Below are 15,843 nucleotides of genomic sequence, written 5' to 3'. Positions count from 1 at the left end.
CAATCGAACTTATTTCCTTTTATTTTTTGTGTCGCCATCTACTAATCTGCAAAGATAATATTACATAACCGTTTTTGAAGAAAGAATGTTTTTTATTGTTGAGAGTTTAGTTAATCAGAAGGTTAAGGTAGAGGTAGAGGTTAAGATATCGATTTTAATAATTTATTGAGTTGATGAATTAATTCATCGTAATGGTTGACAAATTTCTCACATTCTTTTTCTTGAAAACAGCCTAACGCAGTTTCATCTATAAGATGATCTTGAGCTTCAAAAGTGGAGCCTCTTGCCATGTCATATAAGTTCTTTATCAGCTCAAGTTCGTCTTCCATAACCTTCAGCAATATTACTTGAAACACTATTCGTACATCGCCTGATCTGAGCGTTCTAAGCGTAAACCTTATACCTTGGTAAGTGCTTTGTAAGTTTCGCTAATTATTATGAAAGTGACATAGACAACTTCCACACCGCCATATCTCGAAATGATTGAAAATTTGACATAAAATCATATTTTAAATTCCATCAACCTCATCCTTAACCTCATTAAAGGCGTCCTTCATCCGAAAAACTATAAAATCCATGCGCGGTAATAATGATGTGATCCAAAACCTTCACATCAAGATGTTCTCCGGCTTGTTTGAGTTTTTTTGTCAGGTTAATATCTTGTTGGGAGGGACTTAGATTTCCCGAAGGATGATTGTGACTGAGGATCACATGGCTGGCAAATCGTTCGAGCGCCGGCTTAAACACCAACTTTGCATCAACTAATGTTCCTGCGACACCGCCCCTGCTGATCTGTTCCTGACCGATCACTTTATTGCTCCGGTCAAGCAATAGCACCCAAAACTCTTCATGGTTCAGATCCTCGAGATGCGATTTTAAATATAAATATACATCCTTGCTGTCTCTGATCCGGTAATGATCGCCCAATTCAGACTTTTGGCGACGACGACCAAGTTCCAATGCAGCTGCGATAGATACCGCCTTGGCTTCACCGATGCCCTTAAACTTCATCAGATCATTCATGGTCAATCGGCTGAGCATCACCAGATCGTGATTTACAGACTTCAGGATGCGTTGACAGAGCTGAACGGCGTTTTCTTCCCGATTACCATGTCCAATAAGAATAGCTAACAGCTCGGAATCGGTGAGGTCAGCACTGCTTTTTGCCATCAGCTTTTCACGAGGTCGATCAGAAACTTTCCAGCTCTTGATATTGGAAGAATATGGCTTTTTAATGGACATACACACTATGTTTTCACACAGATCCAGTGTCTTACAAAATACAATTTTTATTTTAATAATTCACCATTAACCCAAAATTGACTCTACTTTGTTCCAAGGACAAAGACTGATTCCGCTGAGCTCCCACCGCATAGGAAATCCCGAAGATACCCGCTTTGGTGCCCAGATTGAGACCAATCCCAAAGCTGTAGGGAAAATTCCAGTTATACGGCGCATCCGGCTCGTGTAAAAATCCAAAATCAGTAAACACATAGGCATTGCTTTCTTCCCCAAATAAAAAACGATACTCAGTCGTCAAAGTGGAATAAGCATCCGCCCGGAATGATTTGTCAGGAAAACCTCTGAAATCCTGAAAACCACCCAGCCGCAGCTGCTCGTTTTTGAACAATGGCGCGGAACTCCAGATCCAGCCAGCCTGGACTCCAACCCGAAGTGAACTATATTGACCGACCGGCACATACCCATCCCATTGTACATCCAGCCGGGTTTTCAATGTAGATTGTGACACACTATCGTATTGGGCTGAAAAGGAAGTCTCGTTAGTGGGTAGTTCTAAGGCTAGAATCTGTCCATTGCGAACCAATCTCTTCAGGCCTGCCGTAATCGCTACAGAAAACACCCGTCCCTTTCGTGGATTGATCATATGGTCCAGGGCTTGGTGGCTGATATTAATCCCTGCTGCGGAATAATTATAATCCAATTCTTCGGGCAACTGGCCGCTTGTCAACAATCTCCGTGGATTTACAGAGATTAACCGAGACTGATCCCGCTGTAAGAAAACAGCGTATTTCATAGTAGGGCTCCATCGGTACTGAACGCCTAGTTTGCCATAGACATCAAGCACCGTGGAATCCCGGCGGTCAATCAGACCTTCTGCCAGGACCCCTGATCGAATAAACGGAAGATAAGGAAAGTCAAACCTCAAGTCAATAGATTGGCTGGTGTTCGCATATTTGTCAAATCTAAAGTAGATCCGTTCAGCCATCCGGAGCTGGTTCCGAATATCGAGGTAGGCATTGCCCGTGATTTCATATTTTTTGTCCACCCGGTTGCTTGGCACCAGACCAATTAGTAAGTCAAATCGTGATGGCTGGCTGGGCTCAATATGGTAATTTAGATTGACCGCATAAGGATTGAAGTCGTATTCCAAATTCTTAAGATCTGCAAAATCCCATTGTCTGATAACTTGCCGGGTTCGTTCAATCCGGTCAATGCTAAAATAATCCCCTGCTTTCATCCCAATCATCGTCTCAAAAAGGGATTGATTCATGGAAAACCCACCTTTAATAATGATCTCCTGGATATATATCCGACGTATAGTATCCAGCTCGTACTCCAGTTGCAAGGTATCATGAATTATGGCAATAGGATCAGTCATCAGCCGAGTATAAGGATACCCTTGGTTAGCCAGGGTTGTTAATACCTTATTCCGCTGTTCCACAACCTCATTCCATGGAACAACTTTCTGCCGTGTATATTTGTCCAACAACTCCTGCACCTTTTCATCTGTCCAACGAATAGATACAAAATTGATGTGTGGGCCACAATCCAGACTATATACTGGTGTGATCTCGCCAGCTCCCGAACTGGAATCAATCGACGCGTAAGGGTAACCTTTTTCAAAAAGCCGGTCCAGTAATACCTGCTTCGTAAGAAGGGTATCCAGTCCGGTGATCTCTTCCGGACAATTATTCATGTCTGAAAGAAACATGGAATCCTGCTGACAATATGATATCTTTGCCCCCATTATGGTCAGAAACAGAATGATATTTACCAGTTTTGAATCCATTGTGCTCTGTAAATAACGATAAATCTACAAACAACATCTACCCCTTTGGCAGGAATTTATATCCATATTCCATTTTGTAAACAAAAGTGCAGCTACTGCAACTTTCATTTTTCCACACAGCTGCAGGGAAAAAATGATATCCAGCAGGCCCTTCTCAAAGAACTAGACCTTCGACAGGAAGAAATAGCGATGCAGCCGATAGAGACTATTTATCTGGGGGGCGGAACCCCATCGCTTTGGTCACCGGAAGAATTGGTCCAGTTGTTTACCAAAGTACAATCAATTAACCTGGACAAAAACCTGGAGGAGATCACGATCGAATGCAACCCAGATGATCTAACGGAGGATTATCTGAGAGACCTGAAAACACACACCCCGGTCAACCGGATCAGCATCGGCATCCAATCTTTTCATGAGGATGACCTCCTCTTAATGAATCGGTCTCATAACTCATCAGAAGCACGAAGCGCATTGGAAAATATATTCAAAGCGGGTTTTGATGAGGTTTCTGCAGACCTGATCTTTGGTTTACCAGATTCAGATACCATAAAATGGCGAGATAACCTGAAGATCATCACAGAGTATCCCATCCATCATGTTTCGTGCTACAATCTGACGATCGAAGATAAAACGGTTTTTAAACACCAACTGGAACACGGAAAAATCACCGTCCCGGATGATGAAGCCACCATTGACCAGTTCTACATGGCCAGGGACTTTTTCTCCAGTCGTGGTTTTCTCCATTATGAAATTTCCAACTATGCAAGACCAGATCATTTGGCACTCCACAATACCAACTATTGGAAAAATGTCCCTTACATCGGCATCGGCCCATCAGCTCATTCCTATGACGGTTATCGGCGAAGATGGAACGTGGCGAATAATCAGAAGTACATTAAGGAAGTATCGGCTGGCAATGTATATTGGGAAAACGAAGAACTGAGTGAAAAGGACCGGTACAATGAGTACATCATGACCGGCCTGCGGACGGTGTGGGGCATCGAGTCAACCCTGATTGAAACCTTCAGCATGCCCATCCAGAAGGAGTTTTATAAATTATTGGATCAGGAAATGAAAAAAGGAAACGTGGAAAGGAAGGATTCTGCCTACCGCCTGACCACCAGCGGATTGGCTATTGCGGATCAGATTATGTCGGAATTCTTTTATTTATAATGGCAAGGCTTGGACTCGCACGATCACAACAATATTATATTATTCAAGGAAATACTACAAGTACTTTCTTCGAATGAAGTTCTCTCAGTGTTTTTCCGTTATTTTTTTCGAATGATCTCTATATCGCGCGGATCTGCTTTTCTTATAGGATTATGATAAAACCGCCAACAAAAACACAAATAAAATGAACAGTTAATCTGATCCAGCTTACCAATTCACCTCAACAACTCAACACAACAACCTTATCAAATTTTTCAAAATACTTTACCCATCATCAATCACTTTCTTTTCTTCCCCCTCCTCGGGTACTTGTTCTTCGATGACAATAATGCGAATCGCTCTCAAATAACGGGCTATTTCTGTTTTTACCTGTGGCGCCAGTATAACCAAGCCGATCATATTGGGGAAAACCATGGCGAATAACATCGCATCAGCAAAGAAAACCACAGATTCCATGCTCGAAGAGGCACCGATAATAATGAAAAACAAAAACAGTGCTTTATAAGTCAAATCTGCCACTCGTCCTTTTCCGAACAGATATTTCCAACCCTGAATTCCATAGTATGACCAGGACAGCATGGTAGAAAAAGCAAAAAGAATCACTGCAATAGTCAACACAATGGAGAAATGTGGAATTGTTGATTCAAAAGCTATCGAGGTCAGATCGACTCCACCAAGTGACTCACCGGTGGCATTGAGAATTACATTCCCACTTTCATCCAGATTGGCATAATCAAATAAGTTATTCTTCAGATTCGTGATAACGATCACCAGGGCCGTCATGGTACAGATTACCACTGTATCTACAAAGGGGCCAATCGACGCTACCAGACCTTCACTAGCGGGATACCGGGTACGAACTGCGGAGTGTGCTATCGCCGATGAACCCACACCGGCTTCGTTCGAGAAGGCGCCCCGTTGAAATCCGACGATCATGACTCCTATAAATCCACCCATAGCAGAACGGGCATTGAATGCGCCATCCCAGATCAATCCAAAAGCGGTCGGAATTAAATCATAGTTGATTGCCAAAATGAGTAATGCGGACCCCACAAACATAATTGCCATAAATGGGACTACACGTTCCGTAACCATTCCAATTCGCTTGATTCCGCCAATAATCACCAATCCGACCAAGATGGCGATAACAATACCAAACCAAAATCCGGACTCCAGATCAAAAAGCAATTGAAACTGTGAAGCGGCCTGGTTGGATTGGAACATATTTCCACTACCCAATGATCCTCCAATTACACAGATCGCAAACATTGCAGCCAGGATTTTACCTAAGATCGGCATATTCTTATTAGCAAGTCCCTTTCTGAGATAATACATCGGACCGCCATAAGTTTTACCCTCTTCATCGATCTCACGATATTTGACTCCCAGCGTAGCTTCACCAATTTTAGTTGACATTCCGAGCAAGCCGACCAATATCATCCATATCGTAGCTCCGGGTCCCCCCAATGCGATGGCAATAGAGACACCGGCGATATTCCCCAATCCAACGGTGGCAGATAAAGCTGCTGTAAGCGCCTGAAAATGCGTCACCTCCCCATGCACTTCTTCCTTGCGAACCGTTTCTATGATGTCTCCACCAGGTGTAGAGTCACCTTCTGCTTCATACACCCCATACAGGTCAATTTCATCATATTTTCCCCGCGTCGCATTCACGGCAACCTTAGCTAATCGGATATTGGCGAACTTGAAGTAAATAGAGAAAAATATTCCACCAAGGATTAATATTAATACCACGAAAGGCATTTCATATCCCCCAAATGATATGGGGTAAAATACCAACCAGTAAATAAAATCAGAGATTGGCTTAAACCCTTCTTCAATACGTTGGTCGATGGATTTGCCAGATTCCTGAGCGAAAAGGAAAGCAGGAAAAGTTAGAAATAGGAGCGCTAATACTTTTCTAAAGAGCATATTATGAATTTCAATTGATTTTTTCAAAGGATCGCCCAAGATGTAAAAATATTGTCCGTCCCCCAAATTTGCCCGGTTTTTCTTTCAAAATACCAGCAGTGATGCGCCACTATCCATCCTCATTTATTAATCACACCCGATCAATAACGAACCATTCACCATCAACACTAAATTATTATCCTTTTTCTGCTTTCAGATCAGGATCCGGATTTTCGATCGGCTGGTCCAGTTCATCAATGACATCCTGAAAAAACAAATCTACCCGAATCATATTTTTCATATCAAGCAGCTCTGCATAATTCCATATAATTTCTGTGTATTTCTGGTAGTCCTGGCCATCGTACTTAGCAATTGATTTTTTCAGAGTCAAAGATCCCGAAGATATCAGCTTTTGTATCAACGCATTATTCAACTTCGGAAAACGCTTTGGTTCATACGTGATCAAAATTTCAGAAATCATATTCATTCCGACTCCTTTAATTTTCCGGGCGTATTCCTGACCGTTTTCAAAAACATACCCTGGAGCTTCCTTGCGGTTTTCTTTTACAAAACGCACCAAATCCCGAAAAACCTCAAATTGCTGTGTAATTGCTGATTTTGAACCCTGGAACCCATTTGCGTTCCACAAACCCGGTTCACCTTTTGATCCGATGAGCCGATTCAGGTGGGTGGAAGCTTCTTCTTCTGTCATCAACTTTTGGGACGCAATCCGATTTTGAACTTTTCGGGCCAATCGGTAACTATCAATTGTTTCAATAGCATGTTCGGCATTTTGCGCCAATTTCAACCATGCTTTAGAACGTGCTATCAGATGCTCATCATTATTGATAAACAACTGAGATTCACCCCAGGAAGACGCTGCGTTTTCTTGATTGTTGCTGATTTCTTCATAATACGTTTCATATCGGGCGATAAAGCGTGTGGTCAAAGGGTGTACTACTGATGATCCTATAAGATCTTCGATGTAATGCTTTGCCTGATTCCACAGTTTCTTCTTCTTCGATTTTTTCTGATTCACCGATGCTTCCATGTCGGTCTCCAAGGCTTCTTCCGTGCATGGAGCACTCCCGATCACCAGGTGGTAGTTGTTTTTAGTTTTGAACAAATATACATTGGATTGGAAAATCACTTGATTTTCAGGCAAAGCGACAAAATGTTTACCAGGTAGTTCTTGCTGGAGCTTTGTCAAAGCTACCGGGTCGGTGATCGCAAAATTACCTCCAGTTATGAATCGCACTTTTGGTTTGTTCTTATTTTTGGAAATCCGCTTTATGATAAAATCAATCGATGCCTCATCGGAGTAGGCCGTCACGATATCAATCGAATATGCTTTTTTAAGCAACTTTCTAAACAGGTCTTTGTGTGTTTGATCGGTATTGGTAATTAATTTCATGTATGGCGATTATTTGAGGAAATCCAGCGTTGGTAAGGTACCAAATTTTTTTTATAATTATTGATTTCAGAATTTTGAAACAACACTCAGGGAAAGGCGATTTCATTATTAACCATTGAACAAAATACACCCTATCACTGGCTGAGTCTTCATTGTAAATAACCAATTCCCTACCCTTAAAGCTTCTAACCGACCACCTAAAACTCCTCATTCTACTCCTCCCAACTTTTGTGTATGTGACTTCCCTTTTCAGCATCATTTCGTATGTAAAGATTCATCGCTATCTCATCTTGAAGCGATTCAACGTGCGAGATCACACCAACGACCCGACCTTCTTTTCTCAGCGCTTTTAGAGATTCCATCACCAAACGCAAAGCATCCCCGTCTAACGTTCCAAACCCTTCATCAAGAAAGAAAAAATTCTGATGAGATTGGTTTTGATTCTGCAGACTCTCCGCAAGTGCCAATGCCAGACAGAGCGAAACCTGGAAGGTCTGTCCACCGGATAGGGTTTTCACACTACGAATTTGCCCGTCGTGAAGAAAATCACGTACAAGGAATTGATTATCTTCGCCGAGTACCAACGAATAATGATTATTGGTCAACGCCTTAAACCGGCGATTGGCAATTTCGCAAATCTCTCGCAGATAAACCGTGCTGATGTAATCAACAAATTTTTTTCCTCTGAATAGCCCTTCCAGGACCTTCAGGTTTTCGGCACGTCTGTGCAATCTGGATAGTTCTTCGGTCAATTTCTTCTTTTCATCCAATCGTTTTTGAAACTCTTTGAGCATTTTGCGCTGGTAATTCAATTCCTCTCTGAGCTTTTGCAGCTCTTTTTCCGATTTTTCATGTTGTTGGATCAATTTATCGTGTGCTTCACCGTCAAATGTCAGATCACCAATTTTGGCGTGCAAATCGCGCAAGCTCTCAGTAACCATATGCATATCCCGATCATGGTCCTGAATTCTTTTTTGCACCATTTCAACATCAATATTTTTGTCCAGTACCTGACGAACTTCAGCCAAAGTTTGAAAATTTGACAAAGACAGGATTTGCTCCAATTCTTCTTCTGATTGTCGAAGTTGCTTCTTATCCTTATTAAGATACTCTTTGGTTTCTTTCAGGGAAGTTTCCAGCTGGATGTATTCTTTCATAATCTTTTCCCGCTCATCAGCCACCTTGCGAAATTCTTCCTTTTCCTGTTTTATTTTGCTCATCATTTTTTGGGAAAGAGCATGCCATTCTTCCGCAGAATGCTGATCCAGTTGGTGCAACACAGAATTGACCAGACTGGATTTCAATGAATTGATCTCGCCCCGCATCTGATCGCATTCACTTTTAAATTGATCGACTTTTTGCCGGTACTTATCAAGCTTGGTGGTTTCTTCACGAATTTCTTGCCGGACTCTTTTTATCTCAAGTTCAGATTTTTCCAAAGTCTTTTTCATTCTGGCTGACCGAACCAAATCCCTTTCAACGAGATCAAAATCTGGATACCTCTCGGCATGTTTTTTTATTTTCATTTCGATTTCCCGAAGGGACTTCTCCAGATTTTCCACCTCCTTCCGTTCGTTCACTTCTTGATGCATCCAATCTTTTTCGGCATTGTTTATACTTTTCCATTCCAATAATGCTTTTTGATGCTTATTCTGTTGGGACTCCAGTCCTTCAATTTGAGACTGGGCCTTTTCAATTTGCTGTTCGGCAGCTTCAAAGTGCGCTGGTGCCGGGTGATCTTTGGATCCACACAACGGACATGATTCTCCAGCGGTCAATTGCTCTACAAAGCGCGCCATTTCAGCCTGGACCTGCATTTGATGCAAATTATCACGATGGTTTTGTTTCTTCATCATGCATTGTGAAATTCGTGATTTCAATTCAGATGTAACTTTTGAATTATCATTCACATACTCCGTCAGGTCAAATTCTTCAAAAAAAGCTTTTTTATGATCCAGGAAAGTTTGTCGCGACCGCTGTGTTTTTTCTTTTAATTTTTCAATCTGACTTAATAACTCCTCCTTTCGATCAAATGCACTTCGGAGCTCGAGTAATAGTTCTCGGTCTGGAAGATTGGACTTTAACTCCGCCACTGTCCCTTCCAGTTTATCGACCGTAATCGCTTTATTTTCTATTTTATCCTGCAGATCAATTACTGACTTCATCCCATTCTTGATTCGTTGATCTTTTTGATCAAGAGAAGTCATACTGGTACGAAGTTTACCCGCGATGCCAGCAGATTCAGCATCTTCCCGTAGCACTTCATGACCTTCAATAGCCTTGTTTAGTTTTTCGTAGTTTTGATTAATCTGCTCTTTCGAAGCATGGAGCTTCATTTCTTTTGAGGCGAGACCATCTAAAGTCTTCTGCAGTTGTGACACAGTATCCTTTCTTTGATTGATCTGAGATATCCTGGCTAGAAAATCCCGCCGGGCTTCCTGAAAGTGCTTTAATTCAGTTTCGGCGGCGCGTACATCCGGTTCCTTTTCTGTCATTTCTTTCAGAGCAGTCTGACGAGATTTCAACTGGTCATCCAGTTGCTTAAGCTCAATAGAATCAGCTAGTTTCGTATGTAAATCCTCGTATTCTCGAACACTCTTTTCCACCTGCGACTGAAGCAACTGGAGTTGTTCCCGGGCCCCTTTGATTGCTTCCGGTGTCACCTCTTCATATCCGGTCAGTTGACCTTCCAGGCGATGGACGAGTTCTTTGTTCTGGGAAGTTAATCTCGTTGTTGCTCCAGCCAGGTCATATTTATCCAGTGCGAATAAATCCTGAAGCATCTGTGAGCGTCCTCCGGGTGTCAGTTCCAGAAAATCCTGAAATTTACCCTGAGGTATTATCACCGTTCGTTTAAAATTCTCATAGGACAAACCTGTGACCTGTTCACCATTGCAATGGCCCAAAGATAGCCATTCGCCATCCACCCATTCTGAAGCCATCCGACGATAGGTATTCACCTCATTATACTGTTTGCTATTTCGACGCCCTTCACACTCAAACCGAAATATTTGTCCGGCATAATTTCGAAACTCAAAACCAATATATAGGCGGTCTGATCTCAAGTTCATCATGTTATAATTGCGGTCATCCCGCTTGTTGAGACGTTCGATCTCTCCATACAAAGCCATGCTGATGGCTTCCAGGATGGACGATTTGCCTGACCCGACGGCTCCGAATATTCCAAAAAGACCAGCGTCAAGTAGCGGTCCAAATTCTATAGTCTGCGGCGTTCCCTGATATGAGTATATGCCCTGCATCGTTAATCGTATGGGTATCATAGGTTCTGTTCTGATTGTATTTCCTGGAATAATTCCATCAACTCACCGGAAGGTGTTTGACCATGGCGGAAAATAAAATAATCCTGAAACAATTCGTTCATGGATCGGTCCAGACGAATTTGATGGGTGTTTTCCGCTTCTTCTCGATGATCAAAAGTCACCTCCGGAATGATCGTTACAATGCCATCGTGCGCTTCATACAGTCTTTTTTTATCTGAGGACTTCAGATATTGATCAGAGACCAGCGTGAGTTCTACTAATGTGTCGGGATGTTGATTCAACCAGTCGACGGCATCATCTACAGTATAAAATCGTTTTCTAGCCAGTGACTTCCCTGCTGTAAGTCCTATCTTGTTCAGGCGAATCTCTTTTGCCGGATCCGCATCGATCACTACTGCGTATTTGGTCTGACCAGCCTCTGAAAAACTGTAACACAACAAGCTGCTGCTGTAGACAATTGGATACGCCTGGCCTCTGATGTGCTGATACCGGTGCAGGTGGCCTAAAGCCGCATATTGAATCCCTTGTGGAAGATTATCAGAATAGATGACCTGAGCATTCCCTATGACAATGGGTTTCTCACCGTCAGGTTCTTCAGGAAGTGGTTTAGTCCGTTCAGATACATACAAGTGGGTCATCAAAATATTGACTCCATGATCATCGCAATAGGTATCAGCTATAGATTGCCAATGATCCTGCAACACCGCCCGAAGTTGGTCGTCCATATTCTCAGAGCCCAGATAGGTTTTCATGCGATATTCGTTGGCAAACGGGGTATGTATAATCCGAAGCGGTGGCCGGTCATCTAAAAACTCAATCTCCAAAAAACCGGGGATGGTTCTCGATATCTTCCATTGGTCTTCCACCTGAAAGACAGGTACTTCTGTCTGTGGATGACCAATCAGAACAATGCCACATGATCTGGCCAATGGATCCGACACTTCAATCCGGTCCGGTGAATCATGATTTCCTGCAATAACGATCACAGGTCGCTGTCCCTGGCGAGTCAATTGCTTCAATGTGGAATAAAACAATTCCATAGCTTCCGTAGAGGGGTTAAACTGATCATAAAGATCTCCCGCGATCAATACCGCATCAACCTGTTCCTGGTCGGCCAGGTTCACCAGCTCATGAAGCACCTCTTTTTGTTCTTTTAATCGGGAATACGGACCCAGTTTTTTTCCCAAATGCCAATCCGCGGTATGCAATATTCGTATCATGAAGAGATCTATTTGACTCAAAAATAGGACAATAGTTTTAGTTCTGAAAAACCAGCAATAAAATCCGTTAATTATGTGAGGTTACCCTATTTATTTACCAGATTATATTTACCTTAAGCCAATAATAATAAACTTCAAATAAAGCACAAGATGATATTTATATACATTATTATCTGTCTGGCACTTTTGGTTTTCATCCTCAGTAGTGTCGCACCTCGATCTTATAGTGTAGATCGGAAAATCAACATCAATCGTCCCCTGGAAGCCGTTTATGAGTATCTCCGATATCTACGCAATCAGGATCACTGGGCAAAATGGAATAATATTGATCCAAATATGAAGAAAACCTATAAGGGGGAAGATGGGAAAATCGGATTTCAATCTGAGTGGGAAAGTGATCATAAAAAAGTGGGAGCCGGGCAACAGACGATTACTTCATTGGATGAGAATAAAGCCATTTATACCAGATTGGAGTTTTACAAGCCCTTTAAATCAGAGTCAGATGCCTATCTTCGGATAGAAAAAATCGACGAACAAAATACAGAAGTTACCTGGGGTTTCACCGGTGAAATGAATCCCCCGATGAATATCATGTTGCTGTTTATGAATATGGACAAGCAGGTAGGAAATGATTTTGAGGAAGGACTGGCTAACCTCAAGCAAGTGCTGGAAAATAATGGAAAGGTGAAAGTTTAAGGTTGAAAACCATTTAAAAATTCAGAAAGAACTTTGGAACACTTCCCCGGGAAGCATGAGTTCCAGTTCTTGGTAAAAATAAAGCACACGAGACGGAGCGAGCTAAGTCCGGAGCTATTCTCGACGTATCCTCTTTTTTCACCACGTCAATCTGCAATGGCACATAATATGCGGTGCATCAATTGTTTACATTTCATGATTGGCCATATTACATAACCAAATTTTGGGTGACGGTTGACTTTATCGGGGTAGCCGAGGCAATTACATTCCCATTTTCGGATATACCAAATAATATTTCGTGGTCTCATGTCGGGTATCGCCCAGGTCCGATATTTCCTCAAAGGGACGGATCCGACCATCCTTCATCAAAAATTTGATCTGACGAGGTTTCCAATCATAGAATTGTGTGGTTTCCGATCCAGAGAAGATCAATTGACGAGCCGTGTTTTCATCTATATCCAGCGTATTAACCAATTGTTCCAATATTTTTTCAGAAGTATCAACTGAAAATGGTTTTGTACTAAGTCTGCTACGAAATAATTTACGTTTTAGAATTCCCTCGCTGAGGTATGAAAGCAAAGGATCAGAAAACATTTGATGATTCTTTAAGGCATATATCGCATCTGTATCGTCCAATTGCAGAAACAATTCCAGTGAATTATCCCCTGCCAATAATCTGTGAAATTTTTGGCTGCACTGCGGCACTCCATTTTTATCAATTATCATCTGCATACGAGACACAGCAGAGATTAACATTTTCTCCACGGCCAACACTGTTTTGTGCATATATACCTGCCAATACATAATTTTCCGGGCCATCAGAAATTTCTCAATAGAATACAGTCCTTTTTCTTCGATGACCAACTCGTCATCGACCACGTTCATCATTTTTATGATTCGGTTCGTCCCGATCTTTCCTTCGACCACTCCAGTATAAAAACTATCCCGCCCCAAATAATCCAAGCGATCCACATCAAGTTCACCGGATACCAATTGGTGTAAAAACACCCGTGGATATTCCCCCGTAAATATTTTAATCGCCAATCCCAGATCACCTCGAAACTGATCATTGAGTGCATGCATGATCTCTAGTGAGAGGTCTTCGTGGGATTTTCGAATGAGCGTTCCTTCTAGTGCGTGAGAAAAGGGACCATGGCCAATGTCGTGTAATAAGATCGCTGTACACGCTGCCCGGGCCTCCTCTTCAGTAATCGATATCCCCTTCCCACGCAGCAAACCAATGGATTCCCACATAAGATGCATAGCTCCTAAAGCATGATGAAAACGACTGTGCGTCGCACCCGGATAGGTCAGCTGTGTAAGTCCTACCTGAGAAATACGACGGAGTCTTTGGAACCAGGAATGCTCCATCAGATCGAACAGAATCTCATATGGAATGTTAATAAACCCATAAATGGGATCGTTTATGATCTTCTTTTTATTCATTGACCGAAAATATTGTAATATAAAATTTAAACATAACGTTTTTGAGAACAGCATTGCGGCTGTCCTTCCAAAAATTCAAAATTAAAAATTAAACACTCAAAATTAACTTATGAGCGATATTCGACTACTGTGGGCTGATGATGAAATAGATCTTCTCAAACCCCAATTGATGTTTCTTCAAAAAAAAGGCTACGATGTCACTACCGTATCCAACGGTCATGATGCTTTGGAAGAAGTCACTGACAACGAGTCTTTTGACTGCATCTTTCTCGATGAATCCATGCCGGGTTTGACTGGCCTGGAAACCCTCCATGAAATACGACAAATCGATAAAAATGTTCCAGTAGTCATGATCACTAAGAATGAAGCAGAGACATTGATGGATGAAGCGATTGGTTCGGAAATATCCGATTTTTTGCTCAAACCTGTCAATCCCAATCAGATTCTGCTGAGCTTAAAAAAGATTATCGATAATCGCCGACTGGTCCGCGAAAAAACCGTTCATGACTATCAGGTCGAATTTCGCAAAATTCTAATGGAGATTAACAGTAACCTCAACACCAGTGAATGGGTAACCATTTACCGAAAAATCATCAATTGGGAACTGCGTTTAAGCGATTCTCAAAGTGATCAGATGCAGGATATACTGACCATGCAAAAAAGTGAGGCCAACACGGAATTCTCGAAGTATATCGTCAAGAATTATATGGACTGGATGGAGGAAGAGAATGCACCTGTCATGTCCCATAATTTACTCCGTGAAAAGCTATTCCCCAAAATGGATGAGCGACCGACCATTTTTCTGCTTTTGGACAACCTTCGTTATGATCAATGGATGATTCTTGAATCAATTTTCAACGAAGATTTTCGCATTCTGGAAGAAGACTATTTTTATTCTATACTTCCGACCGCTACGCAGTATAGTCGCAATGCTATTTTCGCGGGAATGATGCCCCGGGAAATCGAAAAGAATTTTCCCAATGAATGGAAAAATGACAACGAAGAAGGTGGAAAAAATCTTTACGAAGAACTTTTTCTCGAGCACCAATTAAAGCGGACTTTCCGCAAAGACATCAAATGGGAATACACCAAGGTATCCAATGCTTGGCAAGCTGGTGAAATGGAATCAAAGGCATTGAATTACCTCAACAATGATCTGACGGTGATCGTGTATAATTTTATCGACATGATGTCTCATGCACGCACAGAAATGGAAATGCTCAAAGAACTGGCTGGTGATGAACGAGCTTATCGATCTCTGACCCGTTCATGGTTCCTGCATTCTTCATTGTGGAGCACCTTGCAAAAATTGGCAGAACACGATATTCAGTTATTCGTGACTACAGACCATGGCACGATCCGTGTCAATGATCCTTCCAAAGTCGTCGGTGACCGGGAAACAACCACGAACCTCCGATATAAAGTCGGTCGGAACCTTAAATATAATGCGAAAGATGTACTGGAGGTAAAAAATCCTGAGGATGCACATCTTCCGCGCCCCAATGTGAGTTCGACATTTATCTTTGCGAAAGAAGCGAAATTCTTCCTGTATCCGAACAACTACAATTATTACAATAACTACTATAAAGATACTTTTCAGCACGGCGGAATCAGTTTGGAAGAAATGATTTGCCCCTTTGTTAGTCTGACCTCCAAATAGATACTTTTAAA

The 15,843-nt window shown here is 42.0% G+C and carries 12 protein-coding genes; 3 read left to right on the top strand and 9 right to left on the bottom strand.

The annotated features are described in order from the left end of the window. Positions 1–140: 140 nt before the first annotated feature. The 4 genes from KUV50_RS09505 to KUV50_RS09490 form a co-directional block, all read right to left on the bottom strand. Positions 141–329, bottom strand: coding sequence for a four helix bundle protein (locus KUV50_RS09505; RefSeq protein ID WP_222579902.1), 189 nt, complete (start codon positions 327–329; stop codon positions 141–143). Further along, positions 313–375: a four helix bundle protein gene (locus KUV50_RS19730; RefSeq protein WP_222580003.1), complete on the bottom strand. Its 63-nt coding sequence runs from the start codon at positions 373–375 to the stop codon at positions 313–315. Before KUV50_RS19730 ends, KUV50_RS09505 begins: the two co-directional genes overlap by 17 nt. Before the next feature lie 165 nt (positions 376–540). After that, entirely contained in the window at positions 541–1,242 is a 702-nt protein-coding gene (radC, locus tag KUV50_RS09495; protein WP_222579901.1) for a RadC family protein, read from the bottom strand. A 52-nt stretch (positions 1,243–1,294) separates the two neighbouring features. Continuing rightward, positions 1,295–3,031 (bottom strand): BamA/TamA family outer membrane protein, encoded by a 1,737-nt coding sequence (locus KUV50_RS09490; RefSeq protein WP_222579900.1) that lies wholly within the window; start codon positions 3,029–3,031, stop codon positions 1,295–1,297. 45 nt (positions 3,032–3,076) lie between these two features. Here KUV50_RS09490 and hemW point away from each other — a divergent pair, with 45 nt between their 5' ends. Then, entirely contained in the window at positions 3,077–4,204 is a 1,128-nt protein-coding gene (gene hemW / locus KUV50_RS09485) for a radical SAM family heme chaperone HemW (protein WP_222579899.1), read from the top strand. Positions 4,205–4,468: 264 nt separating this feature from the next. Here hemW and KUV50_RS09480 read toward each other — a convergent pair whose 3' ends face one another. From KUV50_RS09480 to KUV50_RS09465, 4 genes are all read right to left on the bottom strand, one after another. Then, complete coding sequence (locus KUV50_RS09480; protein WP_222579898.1) at positions 4,469–6,136, bottom strand: alanine/glycine:cation symporter family protein; 1,668 nt, start codon at positions 6,134–6,136, stop codon at positions 4,469–4,471. A gap of 175 nt (positions 6,137–6,311) precedes the next feature. Next, positions 6,312–7,529, bottom strand: coding sequence for a phospholipase D family protein (locus KUV50_RS09475; protein ID WP_222579897.1), 1,218 nt, complete (start codon positions 7,527–7,529; stop codon positions 6,312–6,314). A gap of 212 nt (positions 7,530–7,741) precedes the next feature. Further along, positions 7,742–10,810, bottom strand: coding sequence for an AAA family ATPase (locus tag KUV50_RS09470; RefSeq protein ID WP_222579896.1), 3,069 nt, complete (start codon positions 10,808–10,810; stop codon positions 7,742–7,744). Beyond that, positions 10,807–12,030, bottom strand: coding sequence for an exonuclease SbcCD subunit D (locus tag KUV50_RS09465; RefSeq protein ID WP_222579895.1), 1,224 nt, complete (start codon positions 12,028–12,030; stop codon positions 10,807–10,809). The genes KUV50_RS09470 and KUV50_RS09465 overlap by 4 nt, the downstream gene beginning before the upstream one ends. A gap of 150 nt (positions 12,031–12,180) precedes the next feature. Between KUV50_RS09465 and KUV50_RS09460 the strand changes: the two genes are divergently transcribed. After that, positions 12,181–12,726, top strand: a complete 546-nt coding sequence (locus KUV50_RS09460) for an SRPBCC family protein (RefSeq protein WP_222579894.1) — start codon at positions 12,181–12,183, stop codon at positions 12,724–12,726. 261 nt (positions 12,727–12,987) lie between these two features. Here KUV50_RS09460 and KUV50_RS09455 read toward each other — a convergent pair whose 3' ends face one another. Continuing rightward, positions 12,988–14,172, bottom strand: coding sequence for an HD domain-containing protein (locus KUV50_RS09455; RefSeq protein WP_222579893.1), 1,185 nt, complete (start codon positions 14,170–14,172; stop codon positions 12,988–12,990). A gap of 109 nt (positions 14,173–14,281) precedes the next feature. On the opposite strand from KUV50_RS09455, the gene KUV50_RS09450 reads away from it, so the two are divergent. Then, entirely contained in the window at positions 14,282–15,832 is a 1,551-nt protein-coding gene (locus KUV50_RS09450) for a response regulator (protein WP_222579892.1), read from the top strand. Positions 15,833–15,843: the final 11 nt, after the last annotated feature.

It is taken from the genome of Membranihabitans marinus, from assembly GCF_019802045.1.
Taxonomy (GTDB): Bacteria; Bacteroidota; Bacteroidia; order Chitinophagales; family Saprospiraceae; genus Membranihabitans; species Membranihabitans marinus_A.
Note: the sequence above shows the minus strand (reverse complement) of the source record. Positions and strands in the feature narration are given on the sequence as shown.